This is a genomic window from Streptomyces sp. NPDC088766, from assembly GCF_044750845.1.
Classification (GTDB): Bacteria; Actinomycetota; Actinomycetes; order Streptomycetales; family Streptomycetaceae; genus Streptomyces.
Genome location: NZ_JBIVKQ010000001.1, coordinates 161,931 through 180,718 on the forward strand (window position 1 = coordinate 161,931; position 18,788 = coordinate 180,718).

Genomic DNA, 18,788 nt, shown 5'->3' on the forward strand with positions numbered 1-18,788 from the left:
GGCGAAAAACGCGCGGGCGCGGGACACGTGGGCGCACGGGCCGCGTGGGGACGCGGACCCGGCCCCCGTGCGCGGTGCTCCGTCAGGGTGCTCCGTCAGGCCGGGCGCACCACGCTGTGGATCGACGACTCCCCGTCGTAGTAGATCGACTCCTCGCGCACGTACGCGCCGGGCTTCGGGGCGTGGATCATCATGCCGTTGCCGATGTAGATGCCGACGTGGGTGACGTCGGCGTAGAAGAAGACCAGGTCACCGGGTTGTGCGGCGGAGAGGGAGACCGTGGTGCCGGCGTTCACCTGGTCGTAGGTGACGCGCGGCAGGGAGACGCCGGCGGCCTTCCAGGCGGCCTGGGTGAGACCGGAGCAGTCGTAGGAGTCCGGACCGGTCGCACCCCACACGTACGGCTTGCCGATCTGCGCGCGGGCGAACGCCAGCGCCTTCTCGGCCTTGGTGGCGTACGAGGAGTCCGTGGACGTGGACGTGGACGTGGACGTGGAGGGGGAGTTGGAGGGGGACGACGAGGACGTCGACGTGCCGGTGCCCGCCGGATCCGGCGAGCCGGCGCTCTCCTGCTGCGCGGCCGCCTGCGCCGCCTGCTGCTCGGCCAGCTCGGCGGCCTTGCGGGCGGCCTCCTGCCGCTTGCGCTCCTCGATCTTCGCCAGCCGCGCCTTCTCCTCGGCCGTCAGCTGCGACAGCAGCGCGCGGGCGGAGCCCAGCTTCTTCTGGACGGCGGCCTTGGCGGTCCTCAGGTCGTTCTGCGAGTCGGTCAGCGTCTGGAGGCTCCGGGAGGCCTCCTGGCGCTTCTTCATCGTCTCCGCCTGGTCGGCGAAGTAGTCGTCCACCGCGCCCTTCTGGCGGTCGGTCACCCGCCCCATCAGCTGCGTCTGGTCGAAGTAGTCCTGCGGGGAGTCCGCGAGCAGGAGGGTCGCCGTGTCGGGGGCGGAGGCGCCGGTGCGGTACTGGGCGGCGGCGTAGGTTCCCAGCTCCTCGCGCGCGTCGTTGAGCTTCTGCGCGCGCTGCGCGACGTCGTCGAGGAGGGTGTCGACCTTCTTGCGCTGCTTGGTCGCCTTCTCCTTGGCGGCGTTGTACTTCTCGGTGGCCGACTCCGCCTGCCGGTAGAGGTCGTCGACCTTCTTCTCGACCTCCTCCAGGCTCGGCCTGTCGTCGGTGGAGGGGGCGGCGTTGGCCGTCTGCGAGAGCAGGGCCACCGAGGTGAGGGCGGCGGTGGCGAGAGCGGGCGTGCGGATGCCCGCCATGCGCGTGCTCGCGGTGCGCGGCTTGCGGTGCTGCGACGCCAAGGGAGGCGACTCCTTCCATGCTCCGCCTACCGGGTTAGCTGTCGGGTTCGGGCGAATGCTTGGAAGGGTTGCCCTACGGCTCTGCTCCCGCAGGAGTGAGCCGATTCACCCCAAGTTCTCGGTGGGTCCCCGGCTCCGGCTGCCGCGGGGCACACCGGACTCGGCGGAGGCCGCGCGGCCCGGCGAGGTTCGCCGGAAGGGGTCGAGCGGCCTGCCCGGCACGGTAGCCAACTGGTGTGGCCCCTGTGAAGGTTGGTGGGTGATATGCCCGATACATTTTCGTGACCTCCGGACGTTTCGCCGTTCGCGGTCACCGACGGTGCAAGGGGCGCCCCGGTCGGTGAGGGGCCGGGATGTTTCCCGGACGGCCTCGGGTTGTCGGTGGGGCGGCCTAGACTCGGAGAGCGATGAGCAGCCTCTTTGACGACAGCTTCCTGGCGGACCTCCAGGCCCCCCGCGGCCACGACGAGGAACCCCCGCCGCCGCCCGAGGACGATCACTCTCCGGAACCGGTTCCGGACGATCTGTTCGGCGGGAAGTTCGACGTGCCGCCGGACCGGGACACCCACTACCGCGACGGCGCCCCGCGCCCGCCGATCGACGCGGCGGCGCTCCTGGAGGGGCTCAACGAGAACCAGCGCGCAGCCGTCGTCCACTCCGGCACCCCGCTGCTCATCGTCGCCGGTGCCGGCTCGGGCAAGACGCGCGTGCTGACCCACCGCATCGCCCACCTCCTCGCCGAGCGGCACGTCCATCCGGGCCAGATCCTCGCGATCACCTTCACCAACAAGGCCGCGGGCGAGATGAAGGAGCGCGTCGAGCAGCTCGTCGGCCCGCGGGCGAACGCGATGTGGGTGATGACCTTCCACAGCGCGTGCGTGCGCATCCTGCGCCGTGAGAGCAAGCGGCTCGGCTTCACCTCGTCGTTCTCGATCTACGACGCCGCCGACTCCAAGCGCCTGATGGCCCTGGTCTGCCGCGACCTGGACCTCGACCCCAAGCGCTACCCGCCCAAGTCCTTCAGCGCCAAGATCAGCAACCTCAAGAACGAGCTGATCGACGAGGAGGACTTCGCCGCCCGGGCCGCCGACGGCTTCGAGAAGACCCTCGCGCAGGCCTACGCCATGTACCAGTCGCGGCTGCGCGAGGCGAACGCCCTCGACTTCGACGACCTGATCATGACGACGGTCAATCTGCTGCGCGCCTTCCCCGACGTCGCCGAGCACTACCGGCGCCGCTTCCGGCACGTCCTCGTCGACGAGTACCAGGACACCAACCACGCCCAGTACGCCCTGGTCAGGGAGCTCGTCGGGTCCGTCGAACAGCCGGTGGACGCACCGCGGAACGCGCACGACCTGCCCCCTGCCGAGCTGTGCGTCGTGGGTGACGCCGACCAGTCGATCTACGCCTTCCGCGGGGCGACCATCCGCAACATCCTCCAGTTCGAGGAGGACTACCCGGACGCCACCACGATCCTGCTGGAGCAGAACTACCGCTCCACCCAGACGATCCTCACCGCCGCCAACGCCGTCATCGAGCGCAACGAGTCCCGCCGTCCCAAGAACCTGTGGACCAACGCGGGTGAGGGCGCGCGCATCACCGGCTATGTCGCCGACACCGAGCACGACGAGGCGCAGTTCGTCGCCGACGAGATAGACCGCCTCACGGACGCGGGCAAGGCCAAGGCCGGTGACGTCGCCGTCTTCTACCGGACCAACGCCCAGTCCCGCGTCTTCGAAGAGGTCTTCATCCGCGTCGGCCTGCCCTACAAGGTCGTCGGCGGCGTCCGCTTCTACGAGCGCAAGGAGGTCCGGGACGTCCTGGCCTACCTGCGCGTCCTCGCCAACCCCGAGGACTCGGTGCCGCTGCGCCGCATCCTCAACGTGCCCAAGCGCGGCATCGGCGAGCGCGCCGAGGCGATGATCGACGCCCTCTCCCAGCGCGAGAGGATCAGCTTCCCGCAGGCCCTCAAGCGCGTCGACGAGGCCTACGGCATGGCCGCGCGCTCCACGAACGCCGTCAAGCGGTTCAACACGCTGATGGAGGAGCTGCGCACGGTCGTCGAGTCGGGCGCGGGACCGGCGACCGTCCTGGAGGCCGTGCTCGAACGCACCGGCTACCTGGCCGAGTTGCAGGCCTCCACCGACCCGCAGGACGAGACCCGCATCGAGAACCTCCAGGAACTCGCCGCCGTGGCCCTGGAGTTCGAGCAGGAGTCCGGCGAGGGCGAGGCGACCGGCTCGCTCTCCGACTTCCTGGAGCGGGTCGCGCTGGTCGCCGACTCCGACCAGATCCCGGACGAGGGCGAGGACGGCTCGGGCGTCATCACGCTCATGACCCTCCACACCGCCAAGGGCCTGGAGTTCCCGGTCGTCTTCCTCACCGGCATGGAGGACGGCGTGTTCCCGCACATGCGCGCCCTCGGCCAGACCAAGGAGCTGGAGGAGGAGCGCCGCCTGGCCTACGTCGGCATCACCCGCGCGCGGGAGCGGCTCTACCTGACGCGCTCGGCGCTGCGCAGCGCCTGGGGGCAGCCGTCGTACAACCCGCCCTCGCGGTTCCTGGAGGAGATCCCGGCTGCGCACGTGGACTGGAAGCGGACGGGGGCGACCTCGCCCCTGTCCTCCGGCCCGGTGTCCGGGGTGGCGGCCTCGTTGTCGTCGTCCCGCTCGCGTTCCTCGGCGGCCGGCGCGTCCGGCTTCGCCACGCGGCGCACCTCGGAGAAGCCGGTGATCGCCCTGGCCGTCGGCGACCGCGTCACCCACGACCAGTTCGGCCTCGGCACCGTCGTCGGTGTGAAGGGCACGGGCGCCAACGCGGAGGCGACGGTCGACTTCGGCGAGGCCAAGCCGAAGCGGCTGCTGCTGCGGTACGCGCCGGTGGAGAAGCTGTAGCGCGCACGGCATGAGCCCCCGGCGTCAGGCCGACGGCGGGGGCTCAGCGCGGAGTTGCGAAGGGGGCTACGTCGGGTCGAGTCCGTGGCTGCGCAGCCACGACAGCGGGTCGATCGAGGAGCCTCCACCCGGCCGGACCTCGAAGTGCAGGTGCGGGCCGGTGGAGTTGCCGGAGTTCCCGGAGTACGCGATCGGGTCGCCGGCCTTCACCGTCGTACCGGAGGCGACGCGGTAGCTGGAGAGGTGGCAGTACCAGGTCTCCGTGCCGTCCTTCGCCGTCACGATCATCATGTTGCCGTAGGCGCTGTTCCACTGGGTGCGCACGGTGCCGTCGGTCGCCGCCATCACGGTGGTGCCGTAGGACACCGGGAAGTCGATGCCGGTGTGCTGGGACATCCAGTTGACACCGGACTGGCCGTAGTAGGCGCTCAGTCCCTGGTTGGCGACCGGCAGCGCGTACTTGGGGCGCAGCCGCTCCTTGCGGGCCGCCTCAGCCGCCGCCTTCTTCTTCTCGGCTTCCTGCTGCGCCTTGAGGTCGATGCGTTCCTGCGTGCGGCTGGCCCGGTCGGCGAAAGCGTCGGCCTCGGCGGTGAGCGTCCGGAGCTGGGTGTCCAGCTTGTCGTTCGCGGCGGACGGCTTCACCGCCTGCGCCTCGGAGGCGGACGCCGTGGTGTCCTGGTCGTCGCCACCGGTCAGGGTGCCGACCGAGGCCGCCGCGATACCGGCCACGCCCATGACGCACGCCGAGGGCACGGCCACCGTCAGCAGCGCGGAGCGCCGCGCGGGCGTACGGCGCCGGGAACGGTTCGCGTTGCGGGTGGCGGCCCGTCCGAGTGGGGCCGGGACGGCCTCCTCCTGGTCGTCGAGGAGGAGCGGGGCGGCGTCGGCCGGCCCGTCGTCGCCGGGACCGGAGCCGTCGCGGCCGACCTGCTCGAAGGTGGCGGTGGCCTGCTGGTCGAAGGGGATCTCGGCCTGCTCGTCGAAGGCGGCCTCGCCCGGCTGCCCGTACTCGTCGCCGCTCTCCGTGGCCTCGCCGCCGTCGGAGTTCCACTGGGTCGCGTCGTGGGCGCCGGTGTCGAAGGCCTGCGTGCCCCATTCCCACTGCTGGGTCGGGTCGGCGGTGGAGTCGGGCGCGCGCCAGGTGCCGGTGTCGCCCTCCGCGAGGGGGGACGCCCAGCCGCCGTCGGCCGCCGTGGCCTGCGGTGGGATGCCCGGCAGTTGCTGCTGGTCCGTGGACCAGGCGGTGGTGTCGTAGGCGCCCGTGTCGTAGGCGGCGTGGTGCTGGGCCGCGTACGGGTCCTGGTTCAGGATCTGGTGGCTGCCCGTGGACCACTGCGTGGCCTCGTACACCCCGGTCGTGGCGGCCGGTGCGGCGTCGCCCGGCATGTTGCCGAAGAGGGGGTCGACCGTGAAGTGACCCGTGGCGTGCGCGCCGGTGTCGTAGGTGCCGGAGTCGTAGCCGTTGTACGTGGTGAAGTCGCCGTACTGGGCTTCCGGGGAGCCGTACGACGCCTGGTGCGCCGGTTCGGCGTCGGAAGCCGGAGCCGGGGTGGTCATGGTCCCCGACGGGTGACGGTCGTTCACCAACTTCTCTCTCGCCTAGACAACAGGGTCTGCCAGAGCACAACAGGGGCTGCCAGAGCAGTGCGGCGACTGTACCCGGCGGTATGCGGGCACGACAATCTTCCGCAGGTTTCATGCTCGCGGGAAAGGGGCATTCGGTGGGGTTTCGGGGGAGGGCGGGCACGGGTTTGGCCCTATGTTCGAAACCTGTTCGAAATTTGACGACCGTCTCGGTGTGGTGCGGGCCCGTCAAGTCGGCCGCGCGGAGCGGCTGTTATGCCACCTCGTGTCTCTTTACGGACGGAAGTGGCGTTGCACGTCCGATCCTGGACTGCTTGTGACGTCTTCCGGTCGTCCGGACGGTTGTTCTCAGGCGACCGTCAGATCGCCGGTGTGCGCTCCCGGCGTGCCGGGCGTGCCGGGCGTGGCGTCCGTGGCCGCGCCGTCTCCGTCGAGGGCGTCCCGGATGCCGGTCGCGACCGCCGGGTGCACCGGAAGGGCGAGATGGCCGATGCCGCTCACCTGCACGTTCTCCGCCAGGAGGTCGGGGTGGTCGAGGCGGGCTGCCTCCAGCGGCGCCATCAGGTGGTCCAGATCGCTCCAGAAGCTGACGAAACGCGTACGGCAGCCCGGCGCGGGCCGGGACAGTTCCTCGATGACCTGCGAGCCGGGACGCATCTGGCGCACGATCGGGTGGGCGTTCGCCAGCGGTGCCACCCGGGTCCCGGCGTGCGGGGTGCCCAGCGTGACCAGCGTCCGCACGCGTGCGTCGCCGCCCAGCCGCTGCACGTAGTAGCGGGCGATCAGCCCGCCGAGGCTGTGCCCCACGACGTCCACCCGGCTGCTGCCGGTGCGCTGGCAGATCTCCTCGATGTGCCGTCCGAGCAGTTCGGCGGCTATCCGGATGTCGCAGGTCAGCGGCGAGTAGTTGAGCGACTCCACACGGTGCCTGCCGTGCTGGGCGAGACTGCGGCGCAGCAGGACGAAGACGGAGCGGTTGTCGATGAAGCCGTGCAGGAGGACGACCGGCGGCGGGGCCTGCGTCGGCAGCCGCGCCGGATCCCCGCCCCCTCCGGCCGTCGAGGTGCCACCGTCAGGGAGGAGCGCGGGCGCGGTCCCGCCGCGGCGCTCCTGGACGATGCCGGACGGGTACAGGAGGAGATGCCCCGTGAGGATCGCGAGCTCCAGGGCGGTCGCCTTGAGGAGCGTCGCGGAGAGTCCCATCAGCCCGCTCGGCAACAGGCGCCTGCAGAGGCGGTACGGGAGAAAGGGCTCCAGGGCCCGGGTGACCTGCATGGCCGACCTCCTGTCGGCACGCCGAGGACGGCTCTGACCCCCGTGTGCCCTCATGGAAGTCGCGGCGGAGGCGGCCGGCGGAGCGCGAAGGGCGTTGTAGTGGGGGGTGAGCGATCTGCTCCCGGCGCTCCTGACGTCGACGACCCTGTCCTGCCTGCCCATCGAGCCTGCGTCGATGTGCCGTACTGCCACGGCGCGCGGTCTGCGACGCGGCGGTGCGGCGACCTCTGTGCGGCTCCCGTTGCGCGGATCTGTCCCGGGTTCCCCGTCCGGGGAGAGACAACCGCGTTCGGTGAACGTGTCCCATTGTGTGATTTCCCCCTCTGTGCGCACCGTAAAACCGCCGGTTGCGGGATGCTGGGGATAACGTTCGTTCACTTCCCCCGGCCGGTGTGGTGGTACCTCTCGGTACGCAGGGAATCGGTACGGATGGATGTAGTCGCTTCATGGAGGCAGTGATGGGTGTGGCAGCCGGTCCGATCCGCGTGGTGGTGGCCAAGCCGGGGCTCGACGGCCACGATCGCGGGGCCAAGGTGATCGCGCGTGCGCTGCGCGACGCCGGTATGGAGGTCATCTACACGGGCCTCCACCAGACCCCCGAACAGATCGTCGACACCGCGATCCAGGAGGACGCCGACGCGATCGGTCTGTCCATCCTTTCCGGGGCGCACAACACGCTCTTCGCCGCCGTGATCGAACTCCTCGAGGAGCGGGACGCGGCGGACATCCTGGTCTTCGGCGGGGGGATCATCCCCGAGGCGGACATCGCGCCGCTGAAGGAGAAGGGCGTCGCGGAGATCTTCACGCCCGGCGCGACCACGGCGTCGATCGTGGACTGGGTGCGGGCGAACGTACGACAGCCGGCGGGAGCGTAGGACGGTCCCGGGCGGGGCCGGATGGTCCGCAGCGGTCATCCGGGGGCGGCGCCCCGCACCCGGCATCGCCCCTGACGGGCCGCACGCGGCGCGGACGGCCGGCCCACGGGCTCCGGCAGGCGCCGGCACGGGCGGACGCCGACAGGGACGGACGCCGACAGGGACGGACGCGCGGAGACGCGTGGCCCGGGAGATGCAGAGGGCACGCACGTGCGGGACACTCACGTGCAGGGCGCGCACCCACAGGTGTGCGGGCGCGGGGCGGCATCGTGGGCCGGTGTCATCGCACCGCGCCCAGTTCCTCGCTCATCACGGCCCGCAACCGCAGCGTCGTCCCCAGGCGCTGGAACGCCTCCGCCCAGTAGCCTCCGGCACCGGGCGAGGCGTCCTCCGGCTCCTCCGGAACCGCCAGCAGGCCGTCGAGGCGGGCGGCCTCCGCCGGGTCGAGGCAGCGTTCCGCCAGGCCCATCACCCCGCTGAAACTCCACGGGTAACTCCCCGCGTCCCGGGCGATGTTGAGCGCGTCGAGGACCGCCCGGCCCAGCGGCGCGGCCCACGGCACCGCGCACACCCCGAGCAGCTGGAACGCCTCCGACAGTCCGTGCGTCGCGATGAAACCGGCCACCCAGTCGGCCCGTTCGCCCGTCGGCAGGGTGCCCAGCAGTCTGGTCCGCTCCGCGAGGGAGACCGCCCCCGGTCCGCCCGCCTCCGGCGCCGACGGCGCTCCGAGCAACGCCCGCGACCAGCCGGCGTCCCGCTGCCGTACGGCCGCCCGGCACCACGCCGCGTGCAGTTCGCCCACCCAGTCGTCGGCCACCGGCAGTGCGAGGATCTCCTCCGGCGTACGGCCGCCCAGCCGCGCCGGCCAGGAGGCGAGCGGGGACGACTCCACCAACTGGCCCAGCCACCAGGACCGTTCGCCCCGTCCGGGCGGCGCCTTGGGCACCACGCCGTCGCGCTCCATCGCCGCGTCGCACTCGTGCGGGGCCTCCACGACGATCGTCGGAGTGTCCCGCGTGCGGTCGACGGCCACGCACGCGGTGGCCCGCACCGCCATCCGCGCGGCCAGCGCCGACCCCGGCAGCGCCGACAGCAGCTCCGCCGCCGTGGCACGCACATTGCGGCTGCGGTCGGCCAGCGCCTGCTCCAGGAAGGGCTCGTCCCGGGGACCGAGGCCGGTGCGCAGCGAGTCGAGGAACATCAGGCGGTCCTCGGCGCGCTCCGTCGGCCAGGTCGACTCCAGCAGCGCGCGGGCGGCGTCGGGATCGCGGGAGCGGATCGCCGCGAGGAGGGCGACCCGCTCGGCGAACAGGCCCTCCTGCCACAGTTCCGCTGTCCGGCCGGTCTCCTCCGGGCCCGGCAGGGACGTCCCGCCGCCCGGTGTCGAACGCAGGGCGAACCGCCACTCCGGATTGAGCCGGGCCAGCCACAGCGCACGCGGGCCCGCGAACTCGAGCGCCGCCGGGCGCAGGTCGGTCCGGCCGCGCGCCGCGTCCAGCAGAGCGGGCAGAGTCTCGGCGGGAGCGGCGAAACCACGGGCGTTGGCGGCCGCCAGCCACTGGGGCAGCAACTCCATCAGGTCCGGTGCCGTGCCCCTGCGGCCGCCTCCGCCGGTGCCGGGGCGGTCCGCCAGCAGGCGGGCCAGCCTGCGGGCCGCGGCGGCGGGCAGCGCCGGGCGCGGATCCTCGGGAGCCGGCTCGGGGCGCGGCGCCGCCCGCCCCGGCCGCAGCCCGGCCCGCCGCCGTACGGTCTCGGCGGCCGCCGCGTCCAGCAACGCCGCGGACGCGGAGCGGCCGGGCGCCACGCCCGGCGGCGTACGCCGGTCTGTCCCGAGCAGGGCCATGGCGACGAGGTCGTCCCAGGAGGCCGGTGCGGTACCGGTCATGCGCTTCCCTTTCTTGACTCACCGAGTCGGGTGGCGGGGCGTGTCGCGGACGTGGTCCTCCCGGCCGGACGAGGTGGCCGGCGGAGGTGGCCGGCCGAGGCCGGTGTCGGGGCGGGGCGGGGCGGGGCGGACGGCGGGGCGGGCACGGGCCGGGTGCCGGGTGCCGGGTGCGGGTGCCGGGTCACCTTGCGCAGGCCGGACGGAGTCCCGAGGGGTCAGCACAGGTGGACCGCCCTTCCAGGGGTCTGCGGCCAGGCGGTCAGGGGAGTGAAGCCGCGGTGGCCGCACTCGCCGAAGACCGTGACGGGAGCGCCCCCCGAGAGGGCGACCAGACGCCACAGCCCGGGTCGGGCCGCCGCCGGTGTGAGCGGCAGCGCCGTGTCCCCGTCGGCGTCCGCCAGCTGCCAGGAGGCCCCGTCCGGCGTGGGGACGACGGCGTCCAGGGTCACCGGCACCGAGTCGAGCCAGGGATCGTCCCGCAGCGCCGAGCCGTAGCGGGCGGCGGCTTCCGCCGTGGTCACACCGCCCGGCCGGACCGCGGTGGGCACGGGCGGCGAGAACTGCTCACCCAGGGCACCCCGCCGCTGCCCGGTACCCGGATACGCCGACACCTCCGCGTCCAGGGCCAGACCGACCGGCAGCGAGAGTTCGGGCGCGCGGCCGGCGGCTCCGTAGGAGAGAAGGAGCGTCGTGCGGCCCGACGTCGTGCCGTACAGCCAGATGCGGCGGGTCGTCAGTTTCGGGTCCGGGACGTCGTACTGGGCGAGGACCAGCCAGTCGTCGCGCAGCGGCGGTCCGTCCGGCGACCGGGTGAGACCGACACGGGTGCGGACCGTCGTCGCCAGGGCCTCCGGCAGCCGGTCGCGGCGCAGCCAGCCCTGGTCGAGGAGGTGGAGCAGCGCGCACTCCTCCAGCAGTCGCACCGGCCAGCCGGCCCCGGACGAGGGGATCGCCCCCAACTCCCTTACACGCGAAGCCAGTCCGGGAGCCTGGGCGTCGACCATCCGGGCCGCCGCCTCATCCCACAGCCCGTACCCCGCCTGCTCGGCCGCGGCCAGGCCGGAACGCAGCAGGTCGGCGAGCCGTTGCTCCAACTCCGTCGCCCCCGCGGTGACGCGCTCGGCGCGGCGCTCGGCTCTGCGACGGGCCGCCTCCGGATCGGCGGGTCCCGCTCCGGAACTCGGCGCACCCGCCCCCCGCTCCCCCCGCGCGCGCCCCCGCCGCGCCGCGAGCCACGGCCGCGCCCAGTCCGGCGCCCGCTCCTCCGCTCCGGCCGGCACCGCCTCCTCCCCCTCCGACCAGAGCAGCAACAGCCCCAGCGCGTGTTTGCACGGGGACTTCCGGCTCGGACAACTGCACCTGTACGCGGGCCCGGACGGGTCCCCGACATCGACGACCGTCCGGTACGGGCCGCCGCCACTGCCCCCGCACAGCCCCCACACCGCCCCCTCGCCGGAACACCCCGTCCCGGACCACGCACCGGCCGCGCCGAGTTCGCTCCCCGCTGTGCGCGACCCGGCGTCAGGCGCCAGTGCCAGCACCTGGTCCACGGTCCAGCGCACCCCCTGCTGTGTCATGTCGTCGAAGGTAGGTCCCCCCACTGACAATCGGTCCCGTGAAGGCCCTCGCGGAGGTGTTTTCCCAGGTCGGAGCGGATTGTCAGTGGGGTGGTGCAAGGTGGACACCAGATCCGAACCGGCCGAGCTGGAGGGGGCCTCAGCCATGTCAGTCAGCGTCGGACCGACGTCCGCCGAACCACGCCACGACCACTCCGCGCCCGCGAACGGCACACCCGGTCAGGAGGTCCTGAGGCCGCACGCCGAGGACGCCTTCGCCCACGAACTCGCTGCGCTGGCCGCTCAGGACGACCGTCCGCGCCCCGCCCGCTGGAAGCTCTCGCCGTGGGCGGTCGCCACCTACCTCCTCGGCGGCACCCTGCCGGACGGCACCGTGATCACACCGAAGTACGTGGGCCCGCGCCGCGTCGTCGAGGTCGCCGTCACCACGCTCGCCACCGACCGCGCCCTCCTCCTGCTCGGTGTGCCCGGCACCGCCAAGACCTGGGTCTCCGAGCACCTGGCCGCCGCCGTCAGCGGTGACTCGACCCTGCTGGTGCAGGGCACGGCGGGCACCCCGGAGGAGGCGATCCGCTACGGCTGGAACTACGCGCAGCTGCTCGCCCACGGCCCCAGCCGGGCCGCGCTGGTGCCCAGCCCCGTCATGCGGGCCATGGCGGAGGGCATGACGGCACGGGTGGAGGAACTGACCCGGATCCCGGCCGACGTGCAGGACAGCCTCATCACCGTCCTGTCGGAGAAGACACTGCCCGTACCGGAGTTGGGGCAGGAGGTGCAGGCGGTCCGCGGCTTCAGCCTGATCGCCACGGCCAACGACCGCGACCGGGGGGTCAACGAGCTGTCCAGCGCCCTGCGCCGCCGTTTCAACACGGTGGTGCTGCCGCTGCCGGAGAGCGTCGAGGCCGAGGTCGACATCGTCACGCGGCGCGTCGGCCAGATCGGCCGCTCCCTCGACCTGCCGGCCGGGCCCGACGGCATCGACGAGATCCGCCGCGTGGTGACCGTCTTCCGCGAACTGCGCGACGGGATCACCTCCGACGGCCGTACGAAGGTGAAGTCGCCGAGCGGCACCCTGTCGCCCGCGGAGGCGATCTCCGTGGTGACCAACGGTCTCGCGCTGGCCACCCACTTCGGCGACGGCGTCCTGCGCCCGGCCGATGTCGCCGCGGGCCTCCTCGGCGCCGTCGTCCGTGACCCGGCCGCCGACCGGGTGGTGTGGCGGGAGTACCTGGAGGCGGTCGTCCGCGAGCGGGACGGCTGGGCGGACTTCTACCGGGCGTGCCGGGAGGTGACCGCGTGAGGGGGCGCGAGGACACGGTCCGGGGCTGCGTTCCGGCGGGGCGCGGGCGGACACGGGCCGGGCGAGGGGCCGGGGGACGGCGGCCGGACGGGGAACCACGGGGGAGGAGCCGGGATGCCGGACGGTGAGGTGACCGAGGACGGCCGGGTGGCCCTCGGCGCCGGGGAGGGAGGGCACGGGGACCGGTGGCCGGGAGGGACGGGGGGCGGGACCACCGGCGGCCGGGTCTCCGGGGGCACGGACGGAGTCGGGGGCCGGGTACGGGGTCCGGACGGCGACGACGGCGACGGGGTGGCCGGTGACGGGGCGGCCGGGGCTGTCGGGGAGGGCGGAAGCGGGGAACGGCGAATGCGGGCCGCCGGGGAAGAGCCGGGCGGGCGGTCCGCGGCCGGCCCGGGCCAGGCCCTGCTGCTCGGGGTGCGGCATCACGGGCCGGGGTCGGCGCGGGCGGTCCGCAGGGCGTTGGACGCCGCCCGGCCGCGGACCGTGCTCATCGAGGGCCCGCCCGAGGCCGACGCGCTGATCGCGCTGGCCGCGGACGAGGACCTGCGGCCCCCGGTCGCCCTCCTCGCGCACGCCGTGGACGAGCCCGGACGGTCGGCGTTCTGGCCGATGGCCGAGTTCTCCCCGGAGTGGGTCGCGCTCCGCTGGGCCCTGGAGCACGGCGTCCCGGCCCGCTTCATCGACCTGCCGGCCGCGCACACCCTGGCCTGGCAGCGGAATCCGTACGAGGGCACGGACCCGGAGGGCACGGAGTCCGACGGCACGGAGTCCGACGGCACGGAGTCCGACGGCACCGGGCCCGGGGGCGCGGCACCCGAGGCGCGGCCGCCGGGCGACGATCCCCGCGTCGACCCGCTCGCCGCGCTCGCCGGCGCCGCCGGCTACGACGACCCCGAGCGCTGGTGGGAGGACGTCGTCGAACACCGGGGGGCGGGGCGGCGCGACCCGCTGGCGCCCTTCGCCGCGATCGAGGAGGCCATGACGGCCCTGCGGGACGAGCCCGGCGCCGCGGACACCGAGCGGGACCTCGTGCGGGAGGCCTACATGCGGCTCCAGCTGAGGGCGGCACTGAGGGAGTTCGGGGACGGGTCCGTGGCGGTGGTGTGCGGCGCGTGGCACGTGCCCGCACTCCGGCGGACCCCGGCGCTCACCGCCGACCGGGCGCTGGTGAGAGGACTGCCGAAGATCAAGTCCGACCTGACGTGGGTGCCGTGGACCCACCGCAGACTGACACGGGCCGGGGGATACGGCGCCGGCATCGACTCGCCGGGCTGGTACGCGCATCTGTTCGCCGCCCCCGACCGGCCGGTGGAGCGGTGGCTGACCAAGGTGGCCGGCCTCCTGCGGGACGAGGACCGTGTCGTCTCCCCGGCGCACGTCATCGAGGCGGTCCGGCTGGCCGAGACGCTCGCCGCGCTGCGCGGCCGCCCGCTGCCCGGACTGGGCGAGACCACCGACGCCGTGCGGGCGGTGCTGTGCGAGGGGTCGGACGTACCGCTGGCGCTGATCGAGGACCGGCTGGTCGTGGGGGACGTCATGGGGGAGGTCCCCGCCTCCGCGCCCGCGGTGCCCCTGCAGCGTGACCTCGACCGGCGCCGGCGCCGCCTGCGGCTCAAACCCGAAGCGGCCGAACGGGAGCTGGAACTGGACCTGCGCAAGGAGACCGACGCCGAGCGCAGCAGGCTGTTGCACCGGCTGCGCCTGCTGCGGGTGGACTGGGGCGAGCCGGTGGTCCCGCGGGGGAGCACGGGCACGTTCCGCGAGACCTGGCGGCTGCGCTGGCAGCCCGAACTGTCCGTCCGGGTCGCCGAGGCCGGGGTGTGGGGGACGACCGTACCGGCCGCCGCCACCGCCAGGGCGGAGGCGGACGCCCTCGCGGCGCGGGGCCTCGCCGAGGCGACCGCCCTCGCGGAGCGCTGCCTGCCGGCCGGGCTGCCGGACGCCCTGCCGACGGTGATGCGGGTCATCGCCGAGCGGGCCGCCCTGGACACGGACGTCGGCCATCTCGCCCAGGCGCTCCCCGCCCTGGTCCGCTCCCTGCGCTACGGCGACGTGCGCGGCACCGGCACCGACGCGCTCGCCGACGTCGCCGTGGGGCTCGCCGAGCGGATCTTCGTCGGCCTGCCGCCGGCGTGCGCCGCACTCGACGCCGACGCGGCCGAGGAGATGCGCGGCCACGTGGACGCGGTCCACGGTGCGGTGGGGCTGCTCGAGGAGGAGGCCGGGGCGGAGCGGGCTCCGCTGCACAGCCGGCTCCGCGACCGCTGGCGGGACGTGCTGCGGCTGCTGTCCGGACGGCGTGGCGTGGCGGGGGTCGTGCGGGGGCGCGCCGTACGACTGTTGCTGGACGACGGGGAACTGGAGGCGGACGAGGCGGCGCGGCTGATGGGGCTCGCGCTGTCGCCGGGGACGCCGCCAGCGGACGCGGCCGCCTGGATCGAGGGCTTCGTCGGGGGTGGGGCCGGCGGCGGGCTGCTCCTCGTGCACGACGAGCGGCTGCTCGACCTGGTCGACGGCTGGCTGTCGGCGGTGCCGGCGGAGGCGTTCACGGACGTACTGCCGCTGCTGCGGCGGACGTTCTCGGCGTACGGGGCGGGGGTGCGCCGGACCCTCGGGGAGCTGGTGCGCAGAGGGCCCGGGGAGAGGGGAACCGTGGTGCGGGCGGGTGCCGGGACCGCCGGGTTCGCGGACGAGATCGACGCGGGACGCGCGGACGCCGTCCTCCCCGTGGTGCGGCTGCTGCTGGGACCGGACGGGACGCAGCGGGACGACGACCATCCGGCAGGAGTGAGGACATGACCTCCGAGACGAGGGAGACGGACCCCGCGCGGGAGCGGCTGCGGCGCTGGCGGCTCGTGCTCGGCGGCGGCGAGGCGGACGGCACCGGGCACGAACTGTCCGGGCGGGACGCGGCCATGGACGCCGCGCTCGCCGCGCTCTACGGCAAGGGGGACAGGGCGCGGACGGGGCGGGACCGTTCGGCGGGGCTCGGGGCGTCGGCGCCGTCGGTGGCGCGCTGGCTGGGGGACATCCGGACGTACTTCCCGTCCTCCGTCGTCCAGGTCATGCAGCGCGACGCCATCGAGCGGCTCGGGCTGGCCGCGCTGCTGCTGGAGCCGGAGATGCTGGAGGCGGTGGAGGCGGACGTGCACCTCGTCGGCACCCTCCTCTCGCTCGACAAGGCGATGCCGGAGACGACGAAGGAAACGGCGCGGGCCGTCGTGCGCAAGGTCGTCGAGGACCTGGAGAGACGGCTCGCCGGCCGTGCCCGTGCCACCCTCACCGGCGCGCTCGACCGCGGTGCCCGGGTCGCCCGGCCCCGCCACCACGACATCGACTGGAACCGCACGATCGCCGCCAACCTCAAGCACTACCTGCCCGAGTACGGGACGGTCGTGCCCCAGCGGCTCGTCGGTCACGGGCGGGCCTCGCAGTCCGTGAAGAAGGAGGTGATCCTCTGCGTCGACCAGTCGGGGTCCATGGCGCCCTCGGTCGTCTTCGCCTCCGTGTTCGGGGCGGTGCTGGCGTCGATGCGGACGGTCGGCACCCGGCTCGTCGTCTTCGACACGGCGGTCGTCGACCTCACCGACCAGCTCGACGACCCCGTGGACGTCCTCTTCGGCACCCGGCTCGGCGGTGGCACGGACATCAACCGGGCGCTGGCCTACTGCCAGTCGCAGATCACCCGCCCCGCCGAGACGGTGGTGGTGCTCATCAGCGACCTCTACGAGGGAGGCATACGTGACGAGATGCTGAAGCGGGTGGCGGCGATGAAGGCGTCGGGGGTGCAGTTCGTGGCCCTGCTCGCGCTCTCCGACGAAGGAGCGCCCGCCTACGACCGGGAGCACGCCGCCGCCCTGGCGGCGCTGGGCACGCCCGCCTTCGCCTGTACGCCCGACCTGTTCCCGGACGTGATGGCGGCGGCGATCGAGAAACGCCCGCTTCCCGTCCCGGATCTGGACACCGTTGCGGCAAACGGGACATGACCAGCCATCGGTAACAGGAGGCTTGCGCAACCTCGGGACTTCCGTGCGAGGATCGAACGCCTCGTTTCGTCGCACGGGAGGTTCCTCCCCCTTGGCCCGCCCCGCCCGCCTGCCCGCCGTCGCCGCAAGCATCGCGCTGCGCGGCGTGCTGCTGCTGGGCGGGTTGTTCGCGCTGGGACTCCTCCTCGGGGGGCAGGCGCAGGCGGCGGACGGAGCACCGCCGGCCGCGGCCACGTCGCCGGCGTCCACGGCGTCGGCGTCCACGGCGAAGGCGGCGACCGCCCTGCTGTCACGGACCGCGGCCGAACCGGCCTCGCCGCACGCCGTTTCCGGATCCGGACCTGCATCCGGTTCCGTGCCTTCCGTGCCTTCCGCGTCGGCCCCGGCCCCGGCCGAGGAAGCGCCGGTGGATTCGGCTGCCCCGACGCACCCCGTGCTTCTGGTTGCGGAGGGGGCGGAGGGGGTCGTGAAGTCCGCCGGTGAAGTACTGGAGCGCGTGAGCGAGCAGTTGGCTGCGGCGGTGGCGGAGGTGGTGCCCACGGCGTCGCTGCCGAGCGTCCCCGAACTGCCGACGCTGCCCCCGCCGGGTTCCTTCCCCGAGCTGCCGGACCCTCCCTCGCCGCCGTCCCTGCCGGCCCCCACCCTGCCGCTGCCGGACCTCCCGGCCCCGTACCTCCCCGTGTCGGGCTTCCCGGCGTCGGGCCTCCCGGTGTCGGACCATCCGGCGTCGGACCCCGGGCCGGACTCCGGGACCGTGGCCCCGGCGGCGCCGCGACCGTCGTACGGCCCCCGGGGTCTCGTGCGCGAGGCACCGGGAGGACCGGTCGCGCACGGCGGAGGGCAGGTCCGTGCCGGGCATGCCGTGACCGGCACCCACGCGCCCGCGGAGCGAGCGCCCGCCGGGGCGCCCGAGGGCGCGCCGGGCAGCGCGTCACAGCTCGACGGCGGTGCGTCGCGGCACGGCGACGCGCACGCCGTGCCGCCGCATCAGCGGGTGCCGCTGCTGCTGGTGCCCGGCGGCGCCATGCGTACGGACGCGGCCGAGATCGAGGACAGGTACCGGGACATCCCCGTCTTCCCCGGCTAGGGCAGGCCGTCCTCCCTCCCCCGCGCGACTGCCGCGCGGGGTGGAGACACGTTGCCCGCCGGCCCGGAGCCCGTGTTCCCGCTCCGGTGTCCGGATGCCTTCCAGCCTCAAGGACCCGACGTACGCATGAACCCTCAAAAACCCGACGTACGCATGAACAAGGACCTCCGCCGTTCCCTCGTCATGGCCGCCGGTGTCACGGGCGTGCGGGTGCTCGGTTCCACCGCCGCGAACGCGGACGGGACGCCGGCCCCCGCCCTCACCCCGCCGGACGTGACCGGCACCGTCGACGACACGCTCGCCGCCGGCCCCGGCCCGCCGCTCCCTTCGCGGACCGTCACCCGCACGGCTGACCGGTTCGCCGGGGAGCTGACGGCCCCTGTCGCCCCCTTCGCGTACGAGGCGACCGGTGGCGTCGGTTCGACGGCGTACGGCGTGGCCGGTACGGCCGGTTCCGCCGCCCGGTCGGCTGCCGGGCACGCCCTCACCGGTGCCGCGGCGGCTGCGGACACGGTCGTCCCCGCGCGGGGGCCGGACGCCGCCGGGATCCGGCGCGGCTGATCCCACCCGGCCCGCGCACGCGATGAGCGCACCCGTGTGCACCGTGCTCCGCGGGCCCCGCATCCTTCCCGTCGGCCGCACGCCGGCGGGGCACCCGCTCCGCGGGAGGCAGGACCCGGACGGCCGAAGCCGTCGGTCGTTCCGGCCGTACCCCCGCGGAACGGGGCCGGGCCGCCCCCATTGGGGTGGGGGCGGCCCGCCCTGAGCCCCTCCGGGGCTGCTCCACGGGTCTCACCGGGCCGGCCCCAGCCCGGTGAGACCCCTCCCGGTCTCCGTCCCGGTCGCGCACCACCTCCTCACAGGCGGCACGGCGTGCCAGTGATGTCGGCATCATGTGACAGGTATCACCGCTCAGGTGTGACCCTCGATTTAGGGGCCCCCCGCAAGCAGCGATAACCTGCGAGACGGACATGCCGCGCGCTCGGACACCGTGTGCGCCTCCCTTGTGACTGACAGACGGCGG

Annotated in this window: 12 protein-coding genes and 1 riboswitch; of the genes, 7 read left to right on the forward strand and 5 right to left on the reverse strand. The window is 74.0% G+C overall.

Annotation, left to right across the window (positions count from 1 at the left end):
- Positions 1–95: 95 nt before the first annotated feature.
- The gene (locus ACIP5W_RS00735; RefSeq protein WP_401465609.1) at positions 96–1,256 is read right to left on the reverse strand and encodes an NlpC/P60 family protein; all 1,161 of its coding nucleotides are present in this window, start codon (positions 1,254–1,256) and stop codon (positions 96–98) included.
- A gap of 50 nt (positions 1,257–1,306) precedes the next feature.
- Positions 1,307–1,474: riboswitch (cyclic di-AMP (ydaO/yuaA leader) on the reverse strand.
- Between the two features lie 231 nt (positions 1,475–1,705).
- On the opposite strand from ACIP5W_RS00735, the gene pcrA reads away from it, so the two are divergent.
- Entirely contained in the window at positions 1,706–4,192 is a 2,487-nt protein-coding gene (gene pcrA / locus ACIP5W_RS00740) for a DNA helicase PcrA (RefSeq protein WP_401464586.1), read from the forward strand.
- Positions 4,193–4,258: 66 nt separating this feature from the next.
- Here the strand turns inward: pcrA and ACIP5W_RS00745 are convergent, their stop codons facing one another.
- Together ACIP5W_RS00745 and ACIP5W_RS00750 are read right to left on the reverse strand one after the other, a co-directional pair.
- A complete protein-coding gene (locus tag ACIP5W_RS00745; protein ID WP_401464589.1) occupies positions 4,259–5,776 on the reverse strand; it encodes a M23 family metallopeptidase in 1,518 nt (505 codons plus the stop codon).
- 348 nt (positions 5,777–6,124) lie between these two features.
- Positions 6,125–7,051: an esterase/lipase family protein gene (locus tag ACIP5W_RS00750; protein ID WP_401464592.1), complete on the reverse strand. Its 927-nt coding sequence runs from the start codon at positions 7,049–7,051 to the stop codon at positions 6,125–6,127.
- Between the two features lie 458 nt (positions 7,052–7,509).
- Here ACIP5W_RS00750 and ACIP5W_RS00755 point away from each other — a divergent pair, with 458 nt between their 5' ends.
- Positions 7,510–7,926: a cobalamin B12-binding domain-containing protein gene (locus ACIP5W_RS00755; protein WP_398097142.1), complete on the forward strand. Its 417-nt coding sequence runs from the start codon at positions 7,510–7,512 to the stop codon at positions 7,924–7,926.
- 280 nt (positions 7,927–8,206) lie between these two features.
- Here ACIP5W_RS00755 and ACIP5W_RS00760 read toward each other — a convergent pair whose 3' ends face one another.
- A complete protein-coding gene (locus ACIP5W_RS00760) occupies positions 8,207–9,811 on the reverse strand; it encodes a DUF5691 domain-containing protein (protein ID WP_401464595.1) in 1,605 nt (534 codons plus the stop codon).
- Between the two features lie 215 nt (positions 9,812–10,026).
- Positions 10,027–11,388 carry an SWIM zinc finger family protein gene (locus ACIP5W_RS00765; protein ID WP_401464598.1) on the reverse strand — a complete coding sequence of 454 codons (1,362 nt, stop codon included), beginning with the start codon at positions 11,386–11,388 and terminating at the stop codon, positions 10,027–10,029.
- 145 nt (positions 11,389–11,533) lie between these two features.
- Between ACIP5W_RS00765 and ACIP5W_RS00770 the strand changes: the two genes are divergently transcribed.
- From ACIP5W_RS00770 to ACIP5W_RS00790, 5 genes are all read left to right on the forward strand, one after another.
- Complete coding sequence (locus ACIP5W_RS00770; protein ID WP_401464601.1) at positions 11,534–12,688, forward strand: AAA family ATPase; 1,155 nt, start codon at positions 11,534–11,536, stop codon at positions 12,686–12,688.
- 348 nt (positions 12,689–13,036) lie between these two features.
- Positions 13,037–15,490 (forward strand): DUF5682 family protein, encoded by a 2,454-nt coding sequence (locus ACIP5W_RS00775; RefSeq protein ID WP_401464604.1) that lies wholly within the window; start codon positions 13,037–13,039, stop codon positions 15,488–15,490.
- Positions 15,487–16,677: a VWA domain-containing protein gene (locus tag ACIP5W_RS00780; RefSeq protein ID WP_401464606.1), complete on the forward strand. Its 1,191-nt coding sequence runs from the start codon at positions 15,487–15,489 to the stop codon at positions 16,675–16,677. The genes ACIP5W_RS00775 and ACIP5W_RS00780 overlap by 4 nt, the downstream gene beginning before the upstream one ends.
- A 466-nt stretch (positions 16,678–17,143) precedes the next feature.
- A complete protein-coding gene (locus ACIP5W_RS00785) occupies positions 17,144–17,764 on the forward strand; it encodes a hypothetical protein (RefSeq protein WP_401464609.1) in 621 nt (206 codons plus the stop codon).
- A 126-nt stretch (positions 17,765–17,890) separates the two neighbouring features.
- Complete coding sequence (locus tag ACIP5W_RS00790) at positions 17,891–18,325, forward strand: hypothetical protein (RefSeq protein WP_401464612.1); 435 nt, start codon at positions 17,891–17,893, stop codon at positions 18,323–18,325.
- The last annotated feature ends 463 nt before the right edge of the window (positions 18,326–18,788 follow it).

Coding starts and splice junctions, on each gene's coding strand:
- ACIP5W_RS00750 (WP_401464592.1), bottom strand. CDS start 7,051: ATGCAGGTCACCCGGGCCCTGGAGCCCTTTCTCCCGTACCGCCTCTGC.
- ACIP5W_RS00775 (WP_401464604.1), top strand. CDS start 13,037: ATGCGGGCCGCCGGGGAAGAGCCGGGCGGGCGGTCCGCGGCCGGCCCG.
- ACIP5W_RS00765 (WP_401464598.1), bottom strand. CDS start 11,388: ATGACACAGCAGGGGGTGCGCTGGACCGTGGACCAGGTGCTGGCACTG.
- ACIP5W_RS00755 (WP_398097142.1), top strand. CDS start 7,510: ATGGGTGTGGCAGCCGGTCCGATCCGCGTGGTGGTGGCCAAGCCGGGG.
- pcrA (WP_401464586.1), top strand. CDS start 1,706: ATGAGCAGCCTCTTTGACGACAGCTTCCTGGCGGACCTCCAGGCCCCC.
- ACIP5W_RS00780 (WP_401464606.1), top strand. CDS start 15,487: ATGACCTCCGAGACGAGGGAGACGGACCCCGCGCGGGAGCGGCTGCGG.
- ACIP5W_RS00770 (WP_401464601.1), top strand. CDS start 11,534: ATGTCAGTCAGCGTCGGACCGACGTCCGCCGAACCACGCCACGACCAC.
- ACIP5W_RS00760 (WP_401464595.1), bottom strand. CDS start 9,811: ATGACCGGTACCGCACCGGCCTCCTGGGACGACCTCGTCGCCATGGCC.
- ACIP5W_RS00790 (WP_401464612.1), top strand. CDS start 17,891: ATGAACCCTCAAAAACCCGACGTACGCATGAACAAGGACCTCCGCCGT.
- ACIP5W_RS00735 (WP_401465609.1), bottom strand. CDS start 1,256: ATGGCGGGCATCCGCACGCCCGCTCTCGCCACCGCCGCCCTCACCTCG.